This is a genomic window from Streptomyces sp. NPDC048255 (genome assembly GCF_040652415.1).
Lineage (GTDB): Bacteria > Actinomycetota > Actinomycetes > Streptomycetales > Streptomycetaceae > Streptomyces.
The window spans coordinates 1-22,088 of sequence record NZ_JBEZMA010000051.1 but is presented as its reverse complement, the minus strand read 5'-3'; the positions used below and the strand labels follow the sequence as shown (position 1 = coordinate 22,088).

Genomic DNA, 22,088 nt, shown 5'->3' with positions numbered 1-22,088 from the left:
CCCCGGTCACCCTTGCGTTCATTGAGTTCACGGCCGGGTGCACACTGAGCGCCATGTTCCGTTTGCCCCGACCGCCCCGTAGCCTCGCCGGTCAGCTCTTCGCCATGCAGGTGCTGCTGGTCGCCGTGGTCGTCGCCGGCTGCGCCGTCTTCGCGTACGCCACCGCGCGCGGCCAGGCCGAGGACGCCGCCCGGCGTCAGGCCGGGGCCGTCGCCCGCGCGGTCGCCGACTCCCCGTCGGTCCGCGAGGCCGTACGGGAGGCCGTACGCGGCACCGACCCCTCGCTCGCGCTCCAGCCGTACGCGGAGCGGGTGCGAGTGGACTCGGGGGTGGACTTCGTCACGATCATGGACCCGGCCGGGCGGCGCTGGACCCACCCCGACCCGCGCCGGATCGGCGAGCGGTTCCTGGGCAACACCGCACCCGCGCTGCGCGGCGAGACCTTCAGCGAGACCTACACCGGCACCCTCGGCCCCTCGATCCGCGTGGTCACCCCGCTCACCGACGAGGGCGAGGTGGTCGGCATGGTCAGCGCCGGCATCACCGTCCGCGCGATCAGCGCCCGCCTGGCCGCGCAGCTCTCCGCACTCGCCTGGGTCGCGGCCGGCGCCCTCGCCCTCGGCGGCCTCGGCACGTACATCGTCAACGCACGGCTGCGCCGGCACACCCACGGCATGAACGCGGCCGAGCTCAGCCGGATGTACGACTACCACCAGGCGGCCCTGCACGGCGTCCGCGAAGGGCTGCTGATGCTCGACGGACAGCGCAGGATCACCCTGATCAACGACGCCGGACGGGAACTGCTGGGCCTCCAGGGCGAGATGACCGGTACCGCGGTCGCAGACCTGGGCCTGCCCGCGCCGCTCACCGGAGCCCTGCTCGCCGACCGGCCCCGGACGGACGAGGTGCACCTGACCGCGGACCGGGTGCTCGTCGTCAGCAGTTCACCCGTCGCGGGCGGTGGCCGCCGCGGCACCGTGGTCACCCTGCGCGACCACACCGAACTCCAGGTGCTCACAGGCGAGTTGGACCACGAGCGGGGCTTCACCGAGGCCCTGCGCTCCCAGGCCCACGAGGCGGCCAACCGGCTGCACACCATGGTCTCCCTCATCGAGCTCGGCCGGGCCCAGGAGGCGGTGGACTTCGCCACGGCCGAACTGGAACTCGCCCAGGCCCTCACCGACGAGGTGATCGCCGCCGTGGGCGAGCCGGTGCTGGTGGCGCTCCTGCTCGGCAAGGCCGCCCAGGCGCACGAACGGGGGGTCGAGCTGGTCGTCACCCCGGACAGCAGTGCCATCGACGGCGGCCCCGGCAACCCGCCCGCCCGGGACCTCGTCACGGTGCTCGGCAACCTCGTGGACAACGCCGTGGATGCGCTCACCGGCGTCCCGGGCGGCCGGATCGCGGTCACCGTCCGGCCCGACGGTGACGAGCTGCTGCTGCGCGTCGCCGACAACGGCCCCGGGCTGCCCGAGGGGGCCGCGGCCGATGTGTTCCGGCGCGGCTGGTCGGGAAAGGGGGAAGGGCGGGGCCTCGGCCTCGCCCTCGTCCGGCAGGTGGCCCACCGGCACGGGGGCAGCGCGGAGGCCGCGGGGGTACCGGGCGGGGGAGCCGAGTTCACCGTACGACTGCCGCTGGCTCGGGAGGTCCGCGCATGAGCACCACGGGCAGAACGGGCGCGCCGGGCCCCACGGGTACGGTCCGCGGGGGCGGCCCGGCGGACGGGGCCGGTGCGGCCGGCCCGGCGGGCCCGGCCGAGGTGCGGGTGCTGGTCGTCGAGGACGACCCCGTCGCCGCCGCCGCGCACGCGCTGTACATCGGCCGGGTGCCGGGCTTCACGGCCGTCGCCGTCGTCCACTCGCTCGCCGAGGCCACCCGCGCCCTGGAACGGACCCGGGTGGACCTGCTGCTGCTCGACCTGGGCCTGCCCGACGGACACGGGCTGCGCTTCGCACGCGGGCTGCGGGCCGCCGGACACCCCGTGGACGTGATCGTGGTGACCTCGGCGCGGGACCTGGCCGTGGTCCGCGAGAGCGTCTCCCTCGGCGTGGTCCAGTACGTGCTCAAGCCCTTCGCCTTCCCTACCCTGCGCGAACGCCTGCTGCGCTACGCCGAGTTCCGCGCGGCGGCGGGCGAGGCGGCCGGCCAGGACGACGTGGACCGGGCGATGGCCGCGCTGCGGGCGCCCCGCCCCGCGCAGCTGCCCAAGGGGCTGAGCGCGCCGACCCTGGACCGGGTCGCCGCGCTGCTGCGGGCGGCTCCCGAGGGGCTGACCGCGGCCGGGACGGCCGAGGCGGCCGGCATCTCCCGGATCACCGCCCGCCGCTACCTGGAGCACCTGGTGGACACGGGCCGCGCGGACCGCACCCCCCGGTACGGCCAGGTCGGCCGCCCCGAACTGCACTACCGCTGGCTGGCGGAGGCCGCGGCGGGCTCGGTGTCGAAGGTGTAGAACTTCCGGTGGTCCAGCATGTCCGCCGGGGTCACGTCGTTCCAGGGCCGCATCGTGTCGTGCAGGTCCACGACGTTCGCGGTACCCGCGCCGGGCAGGTACGTGGACTGCGGATGCCGTGTCTGCCACTCGGCCCACAGCTTGTCGATGAAGGCGTGGTGCATCCAGAACACCGGGTCGTTGGGAGACACCCCGGTCGCCATCTGCCCGCCGACCCACACGTGCACCCGATTGTGCAGGTTGGCGCCGCGCCAGCCCTCCAGGTGGTTGCGGAAGCCGTTGGAGGAGCTGTTCCAGGGGGCCATGTCGTAGACCGGCATGGCGAGTACGGAGTCCACCTCGGCCTTGGTCGGCAGCTGGGCCACGCCGGTGCCGAGCGCGCGCCGCAGGTAGGCGCGCCCGTCCACCCGTACGGCTATGTCCCACTTCCCCGTCGCGTACGCGAACGGCCCGTCGAGGACCTGTCCGTCGCGGGCCCGGCCGGTGCCGCCGAGGAAGTCGGGGGCCCAGAGGGAGGACCGGGCGGTTCTGTCCGTGGTCCAGTCCCAGTAGGGGAGCGCCACGCTCGCGTCCACTTTCTGCAGCGCCGCCTCGAATTCCAGCAGGAAGCGCCGGTGCCAGGGCAGGAAGGACGGGGAGCGGTGCCCGACCCGGTCGCCGGAGTCGGTGTCGCTCATGATGAAGCCGTTGTGCGTGGTGACGAAGCGGTCGTAGCTGCCGGTGCGCTTGAGCTCCAGCAGGGCGGCGGTGAAGGCGCGCTTCTCCTCGGGGGTGAGCGCGGCCTGGTTCTTGCGGACGGTCATGCCGCACCTCCGAACGGGACGAGGGCAGCGCCCTGGAGATCGCGGACCGCGGCGCGGGCGAGCGAGGTGGGGTCGGCGTAGGTCTCGTAATGGTTGATCACGCTGATCCAGCTGCCGTCGGCGTTGCGCATGACGTGCAGCTCGCGCCCGTCTATCCGCACGGAGGGCATGCCGGGGGAGTGGTGCCCGCCGTGGTGGCCGCCCGCTCCGGGGGTGATCTGGATACGGCGGCCCTGGTAGACCTCGTCGACGGTGCGGGCGGTGCCGACGGCGGCGGCGGAGGCGGGCTCGGTGCCGGCGGCAGCCGTCGCGGCGGCGGCGGTGAGGCCGAGAGCGGCGAGTGCGCCGGCGGAGGTGCCTAAGGCTTGACGGCGGGTGATCGTGTTCATGGCCCGAGAGGTATCAGGGCGCGGGAGACGGGCTGCCGGAATCCGGACATGTGCCGATAAGTTGCCGGTACAACAAGTTGGATGATCTTCCCGTCCGGAGCGGCTCCGACGGCTCGGACGGGAAGATCTGCGGACCCAATGCTACTGGACAGTAATTCTTACGGCTGTGCGGGGGCGCTATGGAGGAGGTCACACCGCGGAGACGGCCGGAAGAGATGCTCCGGAGCGGCCCGGCGGGGGCGGGGCGGCGCCGGAGCGGAGTCGGGGTGGGTGCCGGAGCGGGGTCGGGGCGGGCGTCGGAGCGGGGTCGGGGTGGGGCCGCTCCGGAGTTGGCTTCCGCCGGGATCCTCCGGTTCTTCCCTATAGTCCCGATATGGCTCTTCATCAGACGAAGGACACCCGCGCCATCGATGCCGACACGGACGTGTTCGCGTCCGCACTGAGCGGCCAGATCCTCCCCAAGTACCGGATGCCCGACGACCACGCGTCGACCGAGGTCGTCTACGAGCTGCTCCACAACGAACTGCTCCTCGACGGCAACGCCGCCCAGAACCTGGCCACCTTCTGCACCACCTGGTCGGACGACGGCGTGCACCGCCTGATGAACGAGTGCCTCGACAAGAACATGATCGACAAGGACGAGTACCCGCAGACCGCCGAGATCGAGGCCCGCTGCGTCAACATCCTGGCCGACCTCTGGAACGCGCCGCCCGGCGCCGCGGCCACCGGATGCTCCACCACAGGCTCCAGCGAGGCCGCCATGCTCGGCGGCCTCGCCCTCAAATGGCGCTGGCGCGCCCGCCGCCGTGCCGAGGGCCGCTCCACGGACCGGCCCAACCTGGTCTGCGGCCCGGTCCAGATCTGCTGGGAGAAGTTCGCCCGCTACTTCGACGTCGAACTGCGCCAGGTCCCCCTGGAGCCCGGCGCCACCGGCCTGCGACCCCATCAGCTCGCCGCGCACGTCGACGAGAACACCATCGGCGTCGTCGCCATCCTCGGCGTCACCTACACCTGCGACTACGAGCCCGTCGCCGCGATCTCCGCCGAACTCGACCGCATCCAGGCCGAGCACGGCTGGGACGTCCCCATCCACGTGGACGGAGCCAGCGGCGCCTTCGTGGCGCCCTTCCTCCACCCGGAGGTGGTGTGGGACTTCCGGCTGCCGCGCGTCGCCTCCGTCAACACCTCCGGCCACAAGTACGGGCTCGCGCCCCTCGGCGTCGGCTGGATCGTGTGGCGCACCGCCGACCTGCTGCCCGCGGACCTCGTCTTCGACGTGGACTACCTGGGCGGCGACATGCCCACCTTCGCCCTCAACTTCTCCCGCCCCGGCGGCGAGGTCGTCGCCCAGTACTACCTCTTCCTGCGCCTGGGCCGGGGCGGCTACCGGCGCGTCCAGCAGGCCTGCGCCGAGACCGCCCAGTACCTGGCCCGGGAGATCGCCGCGATGGGCCCCTTCACCCTCCTGTACGACGGCCAGGGCGCCCTGCCCGCGGTCTCCTACACGCTCAGCGACCCGGCCGGAGCCGGGTTCAGCCTCTACGACCTCTCCGACCGGCTGCGGATGAGGGGCTGGCAGGTGCCCTCGTACCCGCTGCCCGCCGACCGCGAGGAGACGGTCATCCAGCGGGTCCTGGTCCGGCACGGCGTGACCCGCGATCAGATCGCCCTGCTCGTCACCGACCTGCGCCGGGCGGTGGAACACCTCCGGACGGCGCCCCCGCCGGCCCCGGCCACCGAACCCCGCTCCGGCTTCCACCACTGAGCCGACGGCCGGGACCATACGCCTCCTCCCCCGGCGGGGAGGCGGACGGACCGGACGGGGGCCTGACCGGCCCCGCTCAGTGACCCGCGACCTGCCCCGGCTGACGCGGGGACGGCCAGTGCATCCCCAGGGCGGTCAGCGCCTCGATCCGTTCCGGCGCGAGGGAGTCCGCGCGGGAGCGCTGATTGGCGATCCAGGAGCCGAGGCGCAGCTCCCGGTCGCCGACCCGCTCCACGTGCTTGCGGGGGACCCTGAGGTGGCGCTCGCGGGAGTGGAACTGCCGTGCCGCCTCCAGGTGCTCCGCCCACGCGAGGGCATGGCCGCGGCGCTGCCGCACCGGCCCCGCCCCGGCCTGCGGGGTCAGGCCGAGGGTGTGCTCCAGGAGCCAGCGCTGGGCCCAGGACAGCCGCTCCCAGGACAACTGCTGGCCGCGCACCCATACGCCCAGGTCCTGGCCCTGTACGAGCACCTCGCCGGGGCCCAGCGGCAGCCGGCCGCCCCCGTCCAGGTGGACCCGGGTCAGATGGAAGGCGCGCTGCCAGGCGATGTCCCAGGCCGGGCACCAGGAGGGGTCGATGGCGTCGAGGGCCTCCCGGCGCTCCGCCGAGAGCGACCCGGGCCCCTCGCGGCGGGCCGCCGCCCGCTGGTTCTTGACCCACACGCCGACGGGCGCGCCGCCCCAGGTCGCCTCGACCGGCGGCAGCAGGTGGCCGTGTTCCGCCGCCCAGGCCCGGGCCGCCTCCAGCCCCTCCTCGAACGCTACGTCGAAGTGGCTCCACACCATGCCGAGTTCATCGAGCTGCGCCGCCCGCTCCCGGCCGAGCGCGCCCCGGCGGTACGTGCGCCGCGCGTCCGCGATCCACTGCCCCAGCGGGAACCGGGCCAGCCCGGGCGGCCAGCCCTCGCCGCCCGCCGGGACCTGGAAGGCGAACGGCACCTTGAGGTCCCCGGCCCCGGCGGCGTAGATCCGCGCCGCCTCCACCCCGCGCCGCCAGTGCTCGCGCTCCGGATGCAGGACCCGCAGCCGGATGAAGGCCGCCAGCTGCGCCGGGTCCCTGGGCGTGGAGAAGCTCAGCAGGGACCGTGCCCCGCCCGACACGCCGGAGGTCGCGGCGGGCTTGCCCCGGCGGCTCGGCGCCTGCGGCTGGGCCAGGGACTCCACGAGCCGGGTGTCGTGGGCCCGCAGTGCCTCCAGCAGCCGCGCCAGGTCCCCGTACGCCCGCGAGGTCAGCATCGTCTCGGGTGACTCGCCCGGCCCCAGCAGCACCGGCACCACCAGCGAGGCGACCTTGCCCTCCCCGGGCCGGATCCGCAGCGCCCGGCCGACCGCCTGGACCAGGTCGGGCATGGATCCCCGTACGTCGGCCCAGAAGACCGAGTCGCACTCCTTGGTGTCCACCCCCTCGCCCAGCACCCTGACACTGCCCAGGAAGGCCTTGTCGGCGATCCGGCCGTCCGCGAAGGCGTCCAGCACCCGGCGCCGGTGCGCCGCCGTGTGCTGCCCGTACAGCCAGTCCGCCCAGACGGTACGCGGGTACTCCGGCCGGGGGGACCGGCTGGTGAGCCGCAGCCGCGCGGCCACCGCGGGCAGTCCGGCGGCGAAGGCCTCGGCCTCCTTGGTCAGGTGGTGGAAGACGAGCGTCCGCCGGAAGCCCTGGTCGGCGGCCGCCTTCACCAGCGCCGCCTGGAGCGCGGCCAGCCGCGCCCCGCGCACCGCGTCCGAGCGTCCGTCCCGGCCCAGCAGCGAGGCCGCCTGGAAACCCGGATCGGTGACGTCCACGCACACCACCCGGTACGGCGCGCAGATCCCGCGGTCGATGGCCGCCGACAGGGACAGCGTGTAGCAGCGGGCGCCGAACGGGCCCCGCGGGTCGTCCTCCATGGAGGCCACCAGCTCGCCGCGGCCCGGCGGACGGTCGCCCTCGGCCTCCTCGCCGTCCTGCCAGACCCGCGGCGTGGCCGTCATGTACAGCCGCCGGACGGCGGGGATCCGCGCGTTGTCGTGCACCACGGCCCAGGGTTTGCCGATCCGCCCGGACGTCCGGTGCGCCTCGTCCACCACGATCAGGTCCCAGCCGGGCAGCCCGGCGAGGTGCGCGCGTTCGATGGTGCCCAGGCCCAGTGAGGCGTACGTGGCGAACACCGTCACCCGATCCCCCGGGAGGCGGCCCCAGCGGGCCAGTTCGGCCGGATCGGTCGTGGTGGGCGCGCCCGCGTCCTTCTCGGCGAGCGAGCACACGGCGAGGTAGCGGCCGGACCGGCCGCCCTCCCGCCAGGCCCCGGCGGTCTGCGCGAGCAGGTCCAGGGAGGGCACCAGCACCAGCACCCGTCCCGCCCGCAGCTCCTCGGCCGAGCCGACGGCGACCAGGGACTTCCCCGAGCCCGTCGCCATGATCACCTGGGTACGCAGTCCGGCCTCGGGCACCCGGCCCCCGGCGGGCAGCTCCAGCGCCCGCACCACGGCGTCGACCGCCTCGCGCTGGTGCGGACGGAGCTCCTTCTTCACCCTGCCGTCACCCCACCGTCCTCGCCGCGCCGCCCGCTGATCAGGCGGTTCCGCTCCAGCCTCTATCCCGCCCCCATTTTGACTCATCGGGGGCGGGAGCGGGTGAGGCCACGCCGGAAGACACGGACCGGGCGCGGGAGTGTCCGCTCACATCCGGGCGCCGAAGTTCTGCGTCCACCAGGGGCCGCCCTGGCCCTGGTGGATGCCCACGCCGATGTCCTTGAATGAGCAGTTGAGGATGTTCGCACGGTGGCCCGGGCTCTTCATCCAGCTGTCCATGACCGACTGGGCGGTCTGCTGGCCCTTCGCGATGTTCTCCCCGTACGTCGACCAGCGGTACCCGGCGGCGGTCGTCCGCTTGCCCGGGTCCGAGCCGTCCGGGCTGGTGTGGGAGAAGAAGTCCCGGTTCGCCATGTCGTCGGAGTGCCCCTGGGCGGCCGTGCGCAGCTGCGCGTCCTCCTTGAGCGGGCCGCAGCCGGCGGCCGCCCGCTCCTTGTTGACCAGGGCCACCACCTGGCCCGCCACGCCCTGCGGGGCGGGAGCCGGCGCCGGCGCGGAGGCACGCGGTGTCGGCGAACTGCTGCGCGGCTGAGAGGGGCTCGGGCTCGCGGTCGACGGGCTGGGCGAGGCGGACGCGGAAACCGAGGCCGAGGGGGAGGGAGACGGTGACGCGGACGCCGAGGGGGTGGGCGAGGCCGATTCCGAGGGGAGGGCGGCGGAGTCCGTCGCCGACAGTGCGGTCAGGGGGGAGGCGGGGGCGCCCCCGTCCGCCTCGGAGTGACCGGAACCGGGGAGCGTGCCGAGGTACACCAGGCCGCCGCCGGTGACGCACGCGGCGAGCACCGCGCCCCCGATCACCCGGCGGCGGTTCTGCCGCCGCTTGCGGAGCGCGCCCCGGCTGCCGGGCGCCCCGCCGGCCCCCTCCGCGGGCATGGTCGTGGCGACCGGGGTGAGCTGGGTCGCCGCGTCCGCGAAGTCCGCCCCGGAGCCGTCGGCGGACGCCGATCCCGCGAGGCCGAATTCCGCCGCGCCGGCCGCCCGTACGCCGGCCAGCAGGGCCGCCGAGACCGGGACGAGGGCCAGACCGGCGAGCAGGCCCTCCGCCGGGACCAGGCCGCTCCAGAGCCCGGAGCAGCGTACGCATTCCCGCGCGTGCCGGGCTATTCGCTTGCGCCACAGCGCCGAGGGCCGGCCGTCCCAGCCCGCCGTGACCGTCCGCAGCCCGTCGCACGGGGGCTGCGCGTCCAGGGCCCGCTCCACCACCCGGGCCGCTTCCAGCTGGGCCTTCATCCGCTGCACCCGGACCGCCGTGTGCTGCGGGGACAGCTCCAGGGCCGAGGCCATCTCGGCGCGGGTCAGCTCGCCGGCGCACTCCAGCCACCAGAGCGAGAGCAGCCCCCGGTCGTCGGGTTCCAGCCAGCGCGTGGCGCGGGCCGTCTCGCGGCGCTGCCCCTCCAGCTGGAGGCGTACGACGGTCAGGTCGGCGAAGTCGGCGCCCGGGTCGGCGATGTCCGCGGCCGTCTCGAGGGCGCTCTCGCCGTAGCCGCTCTGGCGGGCCTGCCAGTAGGCCCGTACCCGGTTCATCGCGATCGCCACCAGCCAGGACCGGAAGCTCTCGTCCGAGCGCAGGCCGCCCAGTCCGTCGAGCGCCCGCAGCATCGTGTCCTGCACCACGTCGTCCACGTCGCAGGACCCGCCCAGAGCCCGGCCGACGATGTTGTAGACCAGCGGAAGGTAGGCGCTGACCAGCGCGTCCTGCGCGCGGGGGTCGCCCGCGCGGGCCGCTGCCACCAGCTCTGCCGTGTGCTGTGTACTCATGTGATGATCCCTGTCCGTACCGGCGGTCGATGATGCCCAATGACTGGGAGACCGTCGAGTGGGGCTCCGATAACACTTATCCCGAAGACTGGTGCGTGGCCTCTCGGGGGAGCCGTGTGGCGGGGGGTCCGCCGCGGCGCCGTCAGCATCGCATCCCCCGGTGCGGGCCCCGCCACCACCCTGGGCGCCGGGGCCAGGGGCCGCCCGCCCCGGCCGGGAACTCCGGCCGCAGTCCCGCCCGTTGGGGTCACCGAACGCCTGATCGGGTGACAATGGGCGGTTACGGGACGGGTGTGGGGGGCGGCATGCCGACGTTGCTCTTACGGGGATCAGGTCGCACGCGGAGCCGCCTCGCCGCGGCCGTGACCGGGGTGACCGCGCTGGCGGCGCTGACCGGTGCGGCCGGTCTGGCCGGTCTGGCCGGTCTGGCCGGTCTGGCCGGTCTGGCCGGTCTGGCCGGTCTGGCGGTTCTGGCCGCCGGCCGGCCGCGGTCCGGGAAGCCGGCCGGGGGCGCCGCCGGGGCGCTGCTGCGCACCCCTGCCGGGCGGATACCGCGGCTGCGCACGCTGGACCGGCCCGAAACGGCCGGGGTCCACCCGGCGGTGGCAAGTCCGGTCGGGGCCCATACGGTCGGGGCCCCTGCGGCTGGGGCTCACTCGGCGGGGGTGCGCCCGGGCGGGGCCCACGCGGCGGAGGCGGAGCCGGGGGGAGTCCGCTCGGCGGAGGTGGACCCGGGGGGAGTCCGCTCGGCGGAGGTGGACCCGGGGGGAGACCGCGCGGCGGAGGTGCATCCGGCGGGAGTCCGCTCGGTGGAGGCCGGCGCCGCGACCCCCGCGTACATCGAGCGCGACGCGGCCCCCAGGCTGCGCGCAGCCCTGTCCCGGCCCGGTTTCGTGCTGGTGGTGGGCGAGCCCCTGGCGGGCAGGACCCGGCTCGCGTACGAGGTGACCCGCGCGCTGCACCCCCGGTACGCCTTCGTCCGCCCGCTGACCCGGGCCGCGCTGCCCGAGGCCGTACGGGTCGCCGGGCGCCGCCGGCACGCCGTCCTGTGGCTGGACGACCTGGAGGAGTACCTCGGCGCGGGCGGCCTCACCGCCGCCCAACTGGACGGGCTGCGCCGGGCGGTGGTGGTCGCCACGATGCGGACCGACGAGTACGGGCGCTACGAGGCCCGCGACGCGAGCCGGCTCACCGGTTCCGACCGCGATGCCTGGCGGGACCGGCGGGACCTGCTCGGCCGCGCGACCGTCATCCGCCTGGACCGGAGCTGGTCTCCCGGGGAGCGGCGCCGGGCCGAGGCCCACCGGGACGATCCGCGGATCGCGGCGGCCCTGGGCGCTGGCGGGCGCTTCGGCGTCGCCGAGGTTCTGGCGGGCGCGCCCGGACTGCCGGCCCGGTGGGACAGCGGATGGGCAGCGGGTGCCCATCCGCGCGGCGCGGCCGTCCTGGCCGCCGCGGTGGACTGCCGGCGGGCCGGGCTGCGCCGCCCGGTCGCCGAGGAGTGGCTGCGCGCGCTGCACCTGCCCTACCTGGCCGGGCGCGGCGGCGAGGCCCTGCGGCCCGAGCCCTTCGCGGAGGCCCTGGACTGGGCGCGCGGGGCGGACCGCACCACCGGGGCCCTGCTGACCGGCAGCCGCGCGCACGGGTACACCGCCTGCGGCTACGTGCTGAACGCACCGGGCCTCGGGCCCGTTCCCGACCACCTGTGGCAGGGGCTGCTGGCCCGCGCCGAGGCCGAGGACGCGTACGACATGGGGCTCGTCGCCCACCAGGAGGGGCGCCTCTGCCGCGCGGTCCAGGCCTTCACCCGGGCCCGGAGCGGCGGGGTCACCGCGGCCGAACTGCCGCTGGCCCTCGCCGTCGGCGACTCCGGGCGACCGCGCAGGGCCGCAGCGGACCTCGCGGGCATCGTCCGTCGGCGGGAGCTGCGGCTCGGCCCCCGCCACCCCGACACCCTGGCGGCCCGGCACCAGCTGGCGTACTTCACCGGGGAGGCGGGCAACGCCCGGGCCGCCGCCGCCCGGTTCGCCACCCTCGTGGCCGACACCCGGGCGGCGCTCGGCCCCGGCCACCCGGACACCCTGGCGGCCCGGCACCAACTGGCGTACTTCACCGGCCTGGCCGGAGACCCCCGGTCGGCGGCCCGGCAGTTGGAGACGCTGCTGACCGACCGGCTGGGCCGCCACGGGCCGGACCACCCGCAGGTGGTGGCCACCCGGCGCGGCCTGATCTGGTTCCGGGCCGTGTCCGCCCCGCCTGCGACCGAGAGAGCCGCAAGAACTGACAGGGCTGAAAGGGCCGAATCGGCTGGAACAGCTGGACGGGCTGGAACAGCCGAAGCAGTCGAAACGGCCGAGGCCGAGCGGCAGTTGGCGGCCCTGCTCGTGGACGCGGAGCGCCTGCTCGGCCCCCTCGACCCGCACACCCTGGCCGTCCGCGCCGCGCGGGCGGGGCTCGAGGCCCGCGCCGGGCGCTTCGCCGAGGCCGCGCGGTCCTGGGCGGCTGTGGCGGCCGACCGTACCGGCGTCCTGGGGGAGGAACACCCGCACGTGGTGCACGCCCGGCTGGAGTGGGCCCGGGCACTGATCGCCGGCGGGCGGCCGGAGGAGGCCCGTGCCCTGGTGGCCGGCACGCTGGAAGCGGCCGGGCGGAGCCTGGAGCACGGCCACCGGCATCTGCGCCTCGCCCGGGAACTGGTGCTGTGACGACACGCCTTGGGCGCTGCCGTCACAGCAGCGGAGCCAGGGCCTCCGTAGCCGCGCGCAGGGCGGGTGCGTAGGCCTCGAGTTCCTCACGGGAGACCAGGAAGGTGACGGTGGTGACGCTGACCCCGCCGACCGGACGGCCACCCGGGCCCAGGACGGCGGCGCCGATACAGCGGATGGTGGGCTCGTTCTCCTCGTCGTCCAGCGCGAATCCCCGCGCGCGCACCGCCGCCAGCTCCGCGTGCAGCGCCTCCTCGGTGGTGAGCGTCCGCGGGGTCCGGCGCGGGAGCCCGGTGGCGCGGATCAGGGCCCGTACCTCCTCGGCCGGCAGGTGGGCCAGGACGCTCTTGCCGATCGCGGTCGTGTGCAGGGGCATGCGCATGCCGACCCGGGAAGCCGTCTGGAAGGGCTGGTCGCCCTCCAGCTTCCGGATGTAGGTGATGGTCTCCCCGCTGTGCAGGGCGAGGTGGACCGTCTGGCCGGTGGTGCGTTGCAGCTCCCCGAGGATCCGCCCGATGCTCGCCGGCTCCCCTCCGCTGACCAGGGCGGACAGCCCGCGCAGCCGAGGGCCCACGCCGTAGCGGCTGTCGCCGTCCACGCGTACGAAGCCCTGCTCGACGAGCGAGGCCAGGATGCGGAAGGTGCTCGACTTCGGGACCGCGGCCGCCGCCGTCACGTCGGTGAGGCGGTGCGGACCGCCGGGCGCGGCCACTGCCTCCAGGACGCGCAGCGACTTCTCGAGCGCGGAGCCGGCCGCCGAGGTCCGGCCTCCGCGCCCGCGCTCCGACGCCTCTCCCGCGCTTTCTGTCCCTTCCAAGTCTTTCTTCTCTTTCTTCTCTGCCGCCTCGTCCGTTGACACGGGATCTCCGAGCCTGTGTAGGGTCTAGACCACAGGTTCCGGTACACGATACTCCGTTCCACTACGTGGAACAAAAGGAGGGCTCCTTGTCGTCCTGCCATCCGTACGCGGTCATATCCGCCCAGCGGCTGCTGCCCGTGTTGCGCAACGCCGATGCCGACGAGGCCGTCCGGCAGGCCGCCGCCCTGCTCGCCGCCGGCTGCCGCGCCGTGGAGCTGACCACCTCCACCCCCGGCTGGGCCGAGGCCGTCACCCGTACCGTCCCGCTCTCCGACGCGCACGGCCGCCGCGCCCTCATCGGCGTCGGCACCGTCACCACCACCGGGCAGGCGGAGGCCGCCCTGGAAGCGGGCGCCGCCTTCCTGGTCTCCCCGTACCCGGCCCCCGAGGTCCGCGAGGTCGCCGGTCGCCGGGCGGCGGTCTTCATCGAAGGCGGCTTCACCCCGGGGGAGATCGCCTCCGCCGCCCGGTCCGCGGGCGCGGCCAAGGTCTTCCCGGCCCACGTGGGCGGCCCGCGGTTCATCCGCTCCCTCAAGGCCGTGCTGCCCGAGGCTCTGATCATCCCGACCGGGGGCGTCCGGCCCGGCGACGTCCACGACTGGCTCGCCGCCGGGGCGAGCGCCGTCGGCATCGGCGACGGCCTGCCCGCCGACCCGGCCGAACTGGCCGCCGTATTCGCCCAGCTGGCCCGGCCGTGCTGCGCCGACTGCGCGGACCGGCCTGATCGGCCTGGCCGGGCCGACGGGGCTGCCGACCGCACCGTCGCGGAGCCCCGCCCGTGACGGGGCCCGCCGTGCCCCGGCCCGCCGCCCCGCCGACCGGGTACGACGTGCTCGTCCTCGGCGAGGTCCTCGTGGAGGTCCACGCCGGCACCGCCCTGCGGGACGCCGTCGACGGCACCCCCGCCCGGATCTCCTACTCCGGCGACGCCCTCAACGCGGCGGCCGCCGCGGCCGCTGCCGGGGCCCGGACGGCCCTGCTCGCCGTCGTAGGCGACGACGAGCTCAGCGTTCCCCTGCTGCGCCGCGCCGCCGAACTCGGCGTGGACGTCTCCCACGTACGCCGGGCCCCGCACCCGAACGGCGCCTACCTGCTCTCCGCCGACACCGAGGGCGACCGCGCCTTCGTCTACTGGCGCACGCGCAGCGCCGGATCCACGCTGTCGGTCCGGCACATCGCCTCCTGGCGGCACCTGCTGACCGGTTCCACGGCGCTCGTCACCAGCGGCATCACGGGCGCCCTCTCCCCGAGCAGCCGCGCCGCCGTACTGGCCGCCGCCGAGACCGTGCACGCGGCGGGCGGGCACGTCTCGTACGACCCCAACTTCCGCTCCCGGCTGACCGGCCGGGAAGAGGCGAGGGAACTACTGGCCCGGATCGCGCCCCTGACCGGCCTGCTCAAGACCTCCTGCCCGGGCGACGCACGGGCCCTGGTGGACACCGGCGACCCGCGCACCGCCGCCGCCCGCTACCGCGCCCTCGGTGCCCGTACGGTCGCCGTCACCGCCGGCGCCGACCGGCTGCTGCTCGACGAAGACGGGGTACTCACCTGCCACTCCGTCCCCGTCAACCCCGATCTGGTCGACGCCACGGGCGCGGGGGACTGCTTCACCGGTACCGCCACCGCCCGGCTGGCCCTCGGCGACACCCTCGCGGACGCCGTGGCCTACGGCACGGCCGCCGCCTCCCTGTCCGTGTCCGGGCGCGGCGGCACCGGCTACGTCCCGCCCTTCGCCCGGACGGCTGCCCTGGCGGCCGCCCACCGGAGCGCGTGAGCAGGGGAGTCCCTACGCCCCTTCGAGCAGGGCCATCTCCTGCGCGGACAGGCGCAGCGCCCCGGAGGCCACGTTCTCGACGAGGTGCTGCGGATTCCCCGTTCCCGGGATCGCCAGCACGTGCGGCCCGCGGCTGAGGGTCCAGGCGAGGCGCAGCTGCGCCGCCGACACCCCGTGTGCCTCGGCCACGGTGCGTACCCGCTCGCCGTCCTCCGAGACCACCCCGGCCTCCTTGCCCGCGCCCGCGATGGCGAAGAAGGGCACGAAGGCGACGCCCTGTTCCCCGCAGAGGTCCAGGAAGGCGTGGTCCTCGGCGGGGGAGCCGAGCCCGTACGGGTTCTGCACGCACACCACCGGCGCGATGGCCCGCGCCTCGGCGAGGTGGTCGGGCCGGGCGTTGGAGATCCCCAGGTGCCGGATCAGCCCGGCCGTGCGGAGCTCGGCGAGCGCCCCGAAGTGCTCGGCGACGGACCCGCTCGTCTCCCGGCGCGGGATGCGCAGGTTGACCACGTCCAGGTGGTCCCGGCCCAGCTGGCGCAGGTTCTCCTCGACCTGCCCGCGCAACTGCCCCGGCTCCGCCCACCACCAGTCGCCGGCGGGGTCGCGGCCCGGACCGACCTTGGTGGTGATGACGAGGTCGTCGGCGTACGGGGCGAGGGCCCGGTTGATCAGCTCGTTCGCGGAACGCAGCGGGGAGAAGTAGAAGGCCGCGGTGTCGATGTGGTTCACGCCCAGCTCCACGGCCCGGCGCAGTACGGCCGTCACCCGGTCGCGGTCGCTGGGGGAGCCGTCGGCGAGGTGTGTCAGGCGCATCGCGCCGAAGCCGAGCCGGTTGACGGTCAGGTCGCCGAGCGTCCAGGTGCCGGAGGCGGCCGCGTCGATCTTTGCTGTGGTCATCAGCGGATCGTATCGAGGCCTCCCGCCCACCCCGCGGGGGAAGTTCCGCAGGTCCTAGCGCTGCCCGGCGCGTGCCCGGCGCGTGCCCGGCGCGTGCGTGGAGCGTGTGTGGGCGTGTGTGGGCGTGTGTGGAGTGACGCCGCCGGGCCGGATCGAAGTCCGCGGCCCGGCGGCGCCGTCGGGGGGCCTCCCTCAGGAGGGGTACGGGCGCCGCCCTCCTCGGAGGCGCCCCGGTCCGGCTCAGCGGCCGCGCAGGCCCCGGTCCACGGCCGTCAGCAGCTCGCCGTCGGCGGTGTCCGCGTCCAGCGACCAGAACATGGCGCCGCCCAGGCCCTCTTCGCGGACGTACCGCGACTTGGCGCGCAGCACCTGCGGATCGTCGTAGGTCCACAGGGTGGTCCCGTCGAAGAGCCAGGCGTGGCCGTTCCGCCGGTCGCGGTGGACCTGGTAGGTCCCCGAATCGGCCAGCTTCTTCAGCGCCTTGTAGTCCTCGTACCCGGCGGACCAGGTGGCCGGAGCCGGTCCCGTCGCGGGCTGGCCCATGCCGTCCCCGCCGCCGCTGACGCCGGTCCAGCCCTGCCCGTAGAACGGCATGCCCACCACCAGCTTGCTCGCGGGCGCGCCGCGCCGCAGCCAGGCGTCCACCGTGCCGTCGACGCTGAAGTCGTTCCGGGCGTAGAGCGCGGACTGCTGGGCGGTGGTCTTCTCGCCGGAGACGTGGAAGTCGTAGCCCTGGAGGGTCACGAAGTCGAGGTCCCGCATGATCCGGCGGACGTCGAAGCCCGCGTCGATCTTGGCGGGGGCGGTCGGGACGAAGGCCGTCAGCTCGTACGCGGACTTCTTGCGCTGGCTGTGCGCGTACGCGTCGAGCTGCGTACGGAACTCCTTCACGAGTTCGGTGAAGTTGCGCTTGTCCTCCGGGCGGAACTTCGTGTCGGCGTCACCGGCCGAGCCCGGCCACTCCCAGTCGAGGTCGATCCCGTCGAAGACGCCGGCGGCCGCGCCCGCACCGCCGCGGGTGCCGTCCTGCGGGAGATCGCCCTTGATGTAGAGGTCGATGCAGGACTCCACGAGGGCCTTGCGGGATGCCGGGGTGAGGGCGGCGTCCGAGAAGTGGGTGGACCAGCTCCAACCGCCCAGGGAGATCAGGACCTTGAGGCCCGGGTGCTTGGCCTTCAGCTCGCGGAGCTGGTTGAAGTTTCCGGCGAGCGGCTGGTCCCAGGTGTCGGCGACGCCGTCGACCGAGTTCTCGGCGTCGAGCGGACGGCCGTAGTCGGCCCAGGCGTCGGCCTCACCGGGCACGTTCCCGGTGAAGCACTTTCCTTCCGCGCTGACGTTGCCGAAGGCGTAGTTGATGTGGGTCAGTTTGCCGGCCGAGCCGTTCGCTTCGAGGTCCTGGACCTGGAAGTCCCGTCCGTAGACGCCCCATTGGGTGAAGTAGCCGACTTTTCGGTGGGCGCGGTCGTGGCCGCCCGCGCGGTCGTCCTCGTGCGCGCCGGCGGCGGAGGCGGGCGCGAAGGCGGTCAGCAGGGAGAGGGAGCAGGCGGCGACGGCCAGCCTGCCGAGCATGCTGCGGCGCATGGGCTTCCTTTGCGGATGCGGGGAATGAGGCGGTGCGCGTGCGCTGTGCATGCCGGAAACTATTGGTCTGGACCAGAGTGGGTCAAGGGGGCGACCCGAAGTGGGCCCCGGTGGCAGCCGGGTAGCCGACCGGAAGACGGGACTCTGGTGCCGCTCGCCAGGGGCAGGCTCCACGGGTCGCTGTCTTCGCCGGGTCCGCAGCCCGGCCCCCGGCACGTGCCGTCTCACGGAGCGGACGGCGAGCCGACTGGGCCGGCTCGGCCAGGACCGGACGACCCCGTCCAGTAGCGCGCTGACCAGGGTGAACGGCCTGATCGGGCGGCCGGAAGCCCCCGGTGTGGTGACGCGCGGCGAACTTCCACCCAGTTGCCCGCCGAATTCGGTGGATCTTCGGGGCGTGCCGTGTCATGGTTGGTCTCGCCGAAGGGGTGTAGCTCAGCTGGTCAGAGCGCCGGTCTCCAAAACCGAAGGCCGCAGGTTCGAATCCTGCCGCCCCTGCAAAGAGTTGTCGGCAGCATGTCGTCGGGCCGGACCCCTCCAGGGTCCGGCCCGACGTCGTACGGGCCCCCGGACTCGTCTACCTTCGGTGGATGGGAGACGCGTGGGCAACGGGGGACGAGTGGGACGGGCTGGAGTACGGGGACGCCGTCGGGGAGCGGCTGAGGCAGGCCCGTCGGGACGGCCTGGTCTGGAACCGTGCCGCCCCGGACGAGATCCTGGTGCGGCTGCTCGATACCACCCCGTCACAACTCTGGCGCCGTGACCTGCCCTCCGCTGTCGTGGACGCGGCCGTCGAGCACCCGGACCGCGCCGTCCGCGGGCGCCTGGCCGAGGCCCGGATGCATGCCGGGATGTCGGCCGAGCACTGGTCCAGGCTGCTGCTCGGAGAGCCGGACCAGCGCAAACGGCACCTGATGCTGTGCGCCGCGGCCGACGCCCGCGCCGAACTGACCGGCCGGGCCTACGAGGTGCTCGCCGCGGACTCCTCGGTCCGGATCCGGGAGGAGGTGGCCCGCTTCTCCGGGCTGCCCCTGCGGCTGCGGACGGCTCTGGCCGCCGACCCGGAGCCGCGGGTCCGGGCTGCCGCGTGTGCGGGGGGCTGGCCCGAATTCGGTGACGCGGCACGGGCCCGGCTCGCCGCGGACCCCGCCCCGGCCGTGCGGACCGCGGTCACCTTGGCCAGGCACGAGGAAGTACCGCTCACCGTGGCGTTCTTCGAGGCGGCGCAGAGCGACCGCCACCTCGTCGGCGACCACCGGCTGGAGCGTCGGCTGGCGGCACGGCTCGCGGCGGACGAGGACCCCCGGACGCGGCGTGCCCTCGCCGGGAACCCGTACCTGGACCCGGACCTCCTCGAACGGCTGGCCGCCGACCCGGATGACGGCGTACGCCTCGCGGTGTCCACGCGGCCCGAGCTGACCGAGGAGCAGCGGGCCGCCGTCCGCGTGGACATCGACCCGCTGCTGACCCGGCACCCGCTCCCGTGGGTCGAGGCCCTGCACGAGGATCCGGAGGCCATGCGCCGCCTCGCCGCCTCCGCGCACCTGCTGGTGCGCAGCAGCGTCGCCACGGCCCGGCGGCTGCCGCCGGACGTGGTGGAGCGGCTGGCCCGGGACGATGACCGGGTCGTACGCCTCTTCCTCGCCGAGCGGTGCGACGACGCGCCCGCGGAGATGCTGCTGGAGGTCTGGCAGTGGTGGAACGGCAGCCTGTCCACCCCCGACCGCCCCTACGGGCACCCGAACTTCCCGCGGCGCGACCTGCTGCGCTACGCCGAGGACCCGCACCCCCGGCTGCGGCAGCTCGCCCTCGACGACCCGGACTCGACGCCCGGGCTGGTGGAACGGTTCAGCAGTGACGAGGACCCGGAGGTCCGGCTGCGCGCGGCGACCGACCCGCGGCTCTCCGCCGAGGCGGCGGTACGGCTGCTGGCGGATCCGGACGCCGGCGTGCGGGCGATGGCGGCCCGGCACCCCCGGCTCCCCGTGCCGGTCCTGCTCGCCCTGCTGGCAGACGAGCACACGGCGGACGCTGCCGCACGCAATCCGGTGCTGCCGCTCGCGGTCATGGCCCGGATGGCCGACACGGTCCCCGACGCTCCGTAGCGGGTGGCCGGTGGCCGGTGGCCGGTAGTTGGTAGCCGGTGGCCCGCAACCCGTAGCCCCTGCCCTCTAGCCCGTAGCCAGGCCCGCCCTTGCGAGCTGCGCCTCCATGGCTCGCACCGGCAGCGCCGGGTGCGAGGCCGCGGCCTCCACCACCCGGACGTCGTCGCGCAGTTCCAGGAGTTCCAGCAGCCGGTCCGGGCCGATCGCGGGATGCGTGGCCGCGGCACGGCGGACCTCGCCGCTCGGATCCCGGCTGAGCCGGTCGACGACCGCCTCCGGCAGCCCTGGATCCCGTAGCGCGAGCCACCGCTCGTGCTCCGTCCCGCTGCGCGCCAGCGGCGCGAACCGGTGCACAGGGAAACCCGGACGCCCCAGCAGTTCGAAGCTGGTGATCTCACTGGCCTGACGGTGGTGGTAGACCTCCCACAACAGGTCTGGGGGCGGCGCGGGATGCTGTTCGCACAGCAGCAGCCGTACCACGAAGTCCTCGTCGGCCGCCAGGTGTGCCACCAGGGCGGGCGGGAGCCGGTCGTTGCAGGCCGCGCTGCGCCGCAGCCCGAGGTACGGCGAGTGCGCCGCCCGCTCCATCAGCGCCGGATCCTCGGTGGTGGAAGCCCAGCGCGCCGGTGTGACGTAGTCGTGCGGGCCCACCTCCGCGTCGATGGCGGCCCGCTGGTCCTCCGCCAGTTCCTGCCGCATGGCCACCGCCCGGCGGACGTCCGGATCGGGGTCGCGGGCCAGTTCCGCCACCAGGTCCGGAGGCAGGTGCGGGTTGGCCGCGACCGCCTGGCGCCGCCCCCAGAGCAGGCTCCGTACGAGGTCCTCGGCCAGCGCCCGCTCCAGGGGCGCCGTCTCCGCGGCCTTCCGGCCCCACCACGGGGCATCGCCCTCGTCGCGCAGCAGCACCTCCCGCAGCAGCCCCGGCTCGGGCCGCGCGGTGCACTCCCGGGCGCGAGCGGTCTCGCGGACCGCCGGATCGGGGTCGGTCAGCAGGGCGTCCAGCGCCCCGGCGGGCGGGTCCGGCCACCGCTCCACCGCGCTGAGCCGTACGGCCACGACCGGATCCGCCGCCAGCCGGGCATAGGCCGCGCCGGGCAGCGGCTCGGCCACCTCGCGGAAGCCGCTGGGCCCCAGGGCCGTCAACCTGCGCACCTCGGGGTCGGCATCCTCCGCGAGCCGCCCCCGCTGGGCCCCCGGCGCGCACGGGTTGCGCGCCAGGCGCCGGCGTACCTCCGCGTCCGGATGCGCGACCATCGCGTCGTAGAGGGGATCCGGCAGCCGGTCCCTCCGGGAGGCCAGAGCCTCCCGGAGGTCAGGCTGACGCGCGTGCAGGATCCGCAGGAGCAGCGGTAGCGGCGTACTCGGGTTGCGCGCCACACCACGGGCGCCTGCGGATTCGTTCATACGCTGCGGGGGCTACTCGCCCGCTGTCTCCTGGTAGCCGTACGGGCGGGTGATGATCTCCATGCCGTGGCCGACGGGGTCCGGGAAGTACACGCCGCGCCCGCCGTCGTTGTGGTTGATCTCGCCGGGCCGCTTGCCGTGCGGATCGGCGAAGTAGGGGATTCCCGCCGAACGGATCTTCTCGAACGACACGTCGAACTCCTCCTCGGAGAGGAGGAACGCGTAGTGCTGCGGGGTGATGGACTCGGCCGGGATGGTGGCGAAGTCCAGGGTGACGCCGTTGCCGAGTTCGACGGGGATGAAGGGGCCCCATTCGGTCCCGATCTCGAGTCCGAGGATGTCCGCCAGGAAAGTGGCCGATTCCCGGTTGTCACGGGAGTGGATGATCGTGTGGTTCAGTTCGACTGCCATGAGTGAATGCCTCCGAAAGGCACGTCACGGGCGCCTCCATGCCTCACCCGGCCGGTGACCGACACGCGATGCCCTGATCACGATCTTAAACACCCCCTGCGGGCGCAGTCCACCGTGTTCCGGCAGCGACCACGTCGTGGCCGACCACGGCCCGGCCCACCGGCACCCCCTAGGCTGGCCACCTGCCAACAACGCCACTCAACTGACCATGGGGGACAGGGACATGACGAACAGCGGTGTGCACGGACTGGGAACGATCCGCCGGTTGTGGCAGCTGCTCGAACCCGTTCACGCCGTCGTCTACTTCGCGCCGGAGTCCTACGAGGAGGCCGGAACCCTCGGCTACGCCACCGACGACCGGTGGCCCCTGTACTTCGCCTACCGCGCCGCGCCGCTCGGCCCGGTCGGCCCGGAACTCGTCGGTTCCCTCTTCTACAGCTTCGCCCCGCGCATGGTGCAGCGCTACGCCGCCCACACCTGGCGGACCGCCGATCCGGCCCGGGTCCTCGCGGCCCGCGCCACCGCCACCGACCGCACGCTGCGCCGGGTGTTCGGCGAGCGCACCAAAGTAGACGGCCGGGGCGATCACCGAGACCAGGGTGAGCAGGTCGACGAAGCG

The 22,088-nt window shown here is 74.7% G+C and carries 16 protein-coding genes, 1 tRNA gene and 1 pseudogene; 9 read left to right on the top strand and 9 right to left on the bottom strand.

Features of this window, described 5'->3' with window-relative positions:
- Positions 1-53 precede the first annotated feature (53 nt).
- Both AB0D94_RS29445 and AB0D94_RS29440 read left to right on the top strand, forming a co-directional pair.
- Positions 54-1,658, top strand: a complete 1,605-nt coding sequence (locus AB0D94_RS29445; RefSeq protein ID WP_362057695.1) for a sensor histidine kinase — start codon at positions 54-56, stop codon at positions 1,656-1,658.
- A 101-nt stretch (positions 1,659-1,759) separates the two neighbouring features.
- On the top strand, positions 1,760-2,452 hold the full coding sequence (locus AB0D94_RS29440; RefSeq protein WP_362057790.1) for a response regulator: 693 nt from the start codon (positions 1,760-1,762) through the stop codon (positions 2,450-2,452).
- On the opposite strand, the gene AB0D94_RS29435 is transcribed toward AB0D94_RS29440, so the two are convergent.
- Both AB0D94_RS29435 and AB0D94_RS29430 read right to left on the bottom strand, forming a co-directional pair.
- The gene (locus AB0D94_RS29435; protein WP_362057692.1) at positions 2,404-3,255 is read right to left on the bottom strand and encodes a tyrosinase family protein; all 852 of its coding nucleotides are present in this window, start codon (positions 3,253-3,255) and stop codon (positions 2,404-2,406) included. The genes AB0D94_RS29440 and AB0D94_RS29435 overlap by 49 nt on opposite strands.
- A complete protein-coding gene (locus AB0D94_RS29430; protein WP_362057689.1) occupies positions 3,252-3,644 on the bottom strand; it encodes a tyrosinase cofactor in 393 nt (130 codons plus the stop codon). The genes AB0D94_RS29435 and AB0D94_RS29430 overlap by 4 nt, the downstream gene beginning before the upstream one ends.
- Positions 3,645-4,017: 373 nt before the next feature.
- Between AB0D94_RS29430 and AB0D94_RS29425 the strand changes: the two genes are divergently transcribed.
- On the top strand, positions 4,018-5,409 hold the full coding sequence (locus AB0D94_RS29425) for a glutamate decarboxylase (RefSeq protein WP_362057686.1): 1,392 nt from the start codon (positions 4,018-4,020) through the stop codon (positions 5,407-5,409).
- Positions 5,410-5,485: 76 nt separating this feature from the next.
- Here AB0D94_RS29425 and AB0D94_RS29420 read toward each other — a convergent pair whose 3' ends face one another.
- Positions 5,486-7,915 (bottom strand): Helicase associated domain protein, encoded by a 2,430-nt coding sequence (locus AB0D94_RS29420; RefSeq protein WP_362057683.1) that lies wholly within the window; start codon positions 7,913-7,915, stop codon positions 5,486-5,488.
- Positions 7,916-8,062: 147 nt separating this feature from the next.
- A complete protein-coding gene (locus tag AB0D94_RS29415) occupies positions 8,063-9,733 on the bottom strand; it encodes a sigma-70 family RNA polymerase sigma factor (protein ID WP_362057680.1) in 1,671 nt (556 codons plus the stop codon).
- A 362-nt stretch (positions 9,734-10,095) separates the two neighbouring features.
- On the opposite strand from AB0D94_RS29415, the gene AB0D94_RS29410 reads away from it, so the two are divergent.
- Complete coding sequence (locus tag AB0D94_RS29410) at positions 10,096-12,438, top strand: tetratricopeptide repeat protein (protein WP_362057677.1); 2,343 nt, start codon at positions 10,096-10,098, stop codon at positions 12,436-12,438.
- 22 nt (positions 12,439-12,460) lie between these two features.
- Here the strand turns inward: AB0D94_RS29410 and AB0D94_RS29405 are convergent, their stop codons facing one another.
- A complete protein-coding gene (locus AB0D94_RS29405) occupies positions 12,461-13,255 on the bottom strand; it encodes an IclR family transcriptional regulator (protein WP_362057673.1) in 795 nt (264 codons plus the stop codon).
- A gap of 128 nt (positions 13,256-13,383) precedes the next feature.
- Between AB0D94_RS29405 and AB0D94_RS29400 the strand changes: the two genes are divergently transcribed.
- Both AB0D94_RS29400 and AB0D94_RS29395 read left to right on the top strand, forming a co-directional pair.
- Entirely contained in the window at positions 13,384-14,079 is a 696-nt protein-coding gene (locus tag AB0D94_RS29400; protein WP_362057670.1) for a bifunctional 4-hydroxy-2-oxoglutarate aldolase/2-dehydro-3-deoxy-phosphogluconate aldolase, read from the top strand.
- A complete protein-coding gene (locus AB0D94_RS29395; protein ID WP_362057667.1) occupies positions 14,076-15,071 on the top strand; it encodes a PfkB family carbohydrate kinase in 996 nt (331 codons plus the stop codon). Before AB0D94_RS29400 ends, AB0D94_RS29395 begins: the two co-directional genes overlap by 4 nt.
- 12 nt (positions 15,072-15,083) lie before the next feature.
- Here the strand turns inward: AB0D94_RS29395 and AB0D94_RS29390 are convergent, their stop codons facing one another.
- On the bottom strand, positions 15,084-15,968 hold the full coding sequence (locus tag AB0D94_RS29390) for an aldo/keto reductase (protein ID WP_362057664.1): 885 nt from the start codon (positions 15,966-15,968) through the stop codon (positions 15,084-15,086).
- Positions 15,969-16,208: 240 nt separating this feature from the next.
- Positions 16,209-17,549: a glycoside hydrolase family 18 protein gene (locus tag AB0D94_RS29385; protein ID WP_362057661.1), complete on the bottom strand. Its 1,341-nt coding sequence runs from the start codon at positions 17,547-17,549 to the stop codon at positions 16,209-16,211.
- 424 nt (positions 17,550-17,973) lie between these two features.
- On the opposite strand from AB0D94_RS29385, the gene AB0D94_RS29380 reads away from it, so the two are divergent.
- Positions 17,974-18,047 (top strand) — tRNA-Trp (locus AB0D94_RS29380).
- A gap of 92 nt (positions 18,048-18,139) precedes the next feature.
- Positions 18,140-19,654 (top strand): PE-PGRS family protein, encoded by a 1,515-nt coding sequence (locus AB0D94_RS29375; protein WP_362057657.1) that lies wholly within the window; start codon positions 18,140-18,142, stop codon positions 19,652-19,654.
- 66 nt (positions 19,655-19,720) lie between these two features.
- On the opposite strand, the gene AB0D94_RS29370 is transcribed toward AB0D94_RS29375, so the two are convergent.
- Both AB0D94_RS29370 and AB0D94_RS29365 read right to left on the bottom strand, forming a co-directional pair.
- Positions 19,721-21,058 carry an LRV domain-containing protein gene (locus tag AB0D94_RS29370; protein ID WP_362057654.1) on the bottom strand — a complete coding sequence of 446 codons (1,338 nt, stop codon included), beginning with the start codon at positions 21,056-21,058 and terminating at the stop codon, positions 19,721-19,723.
- Positions 21,059-21,070: 12 nt separating this feature from the next.
- Positions 21,071-21,469 (bottom strand): VOC family protein, encoded by a 399-nt coding sequence (locus AB0D94_RS29365; RefSeq protein WP_362057651.1) that lies wholly within the window; start codon positions 21,467-21,469, stop codon positions 21,071-21,073.
- Positions 21,470-21,692: 223 nt separating this feature from the next.
- On the opposite strand from AB0D94_RS29365, the pseudogene AB0D94_RS29360 reads away from it, so the two are divergent.
- Positions 21,693-22,088: pseudogene (locus AB0D94_RS29360) on the top strand (hypothetical protein); the annotation flags it as partial.

Excerpts from the sequence above, each read along its gene's own strand:
- AB0D94_RS29445 (WP_362057695.1), top strand. The coding sequence starts at position 54 with ATGTTCCGTTTGCCCCGACCGCCCCGTAGCCTCGCCGGTCAGCTCTTC.
- AB0D94_RS29435 (WP_362057692.1), bottom strand. The coding sequence starts at position 3,255 with ATGACCGTCCGCAAGAACCAGGCCGCGCTCACCCCCGAGGAGAAGCGC.
- AB0D94_RS29430 (WP_362057689.1), bottom strand. The coding sequence starts at position 3,644 with ATGAACACGATCACCCGCCGTCAAGCCTTAGGCACCTCCGCCGGCGCA.
- AB0D94_RS29425 (WP_362057686.1), top strand. The coding sequence starts at position 4,018 with ATGGCTCTTCATCAGACGAAGGACACCCGCGCCATCGATGCCGACACG.
- AB0D94_RS29415 (WP_362057680.1), bottom strand. The coding sequence starts at position 9,733 with ATGAGTACACAGCACACGGCAGAGCTGGTGGCAGCGGCCCGCGCGGGC.
- AB0D94_RS29390 (WP_362057664.1), bottom strand. The coding sequence starts at position 15,968 with ATGACCACAGCAAAGATCGACGCGGCCGCCTCCGGCACCTGGACGCTC.
- AB0D94_RS29385 (WP_362057661.1), bottom strand. The coding sequence starts at position 17,549 with ATGCGCCGCAGCATGCTCGGCAGGCTGGCCGTCGCCGCCTGCTCCCTC.
- AB0D94_RS29375 (WP_362057657.1), top strand. The coding sequence starts at position 18,140 with ATGGGAGACGCGTGGGCAACGGGGGACGAGTGGGACGGGCTGGAGTAC.
- AB0D94_RS29370 (WP_362057654.1), bottom strand. The coding sequence starts at position 21,058 with ATGAACGAATCCGCAGGCGCCCGTGGTGTGGCGCGCAACCCGAGTACG.
- AB0D94_RS29365 (WP_362057651.1), bottom strand. The coding sequence starts at position 21,469 with ATGGCAGTCGAACTGAACCACACGATCATCCACTCCCGTGACAACCGG.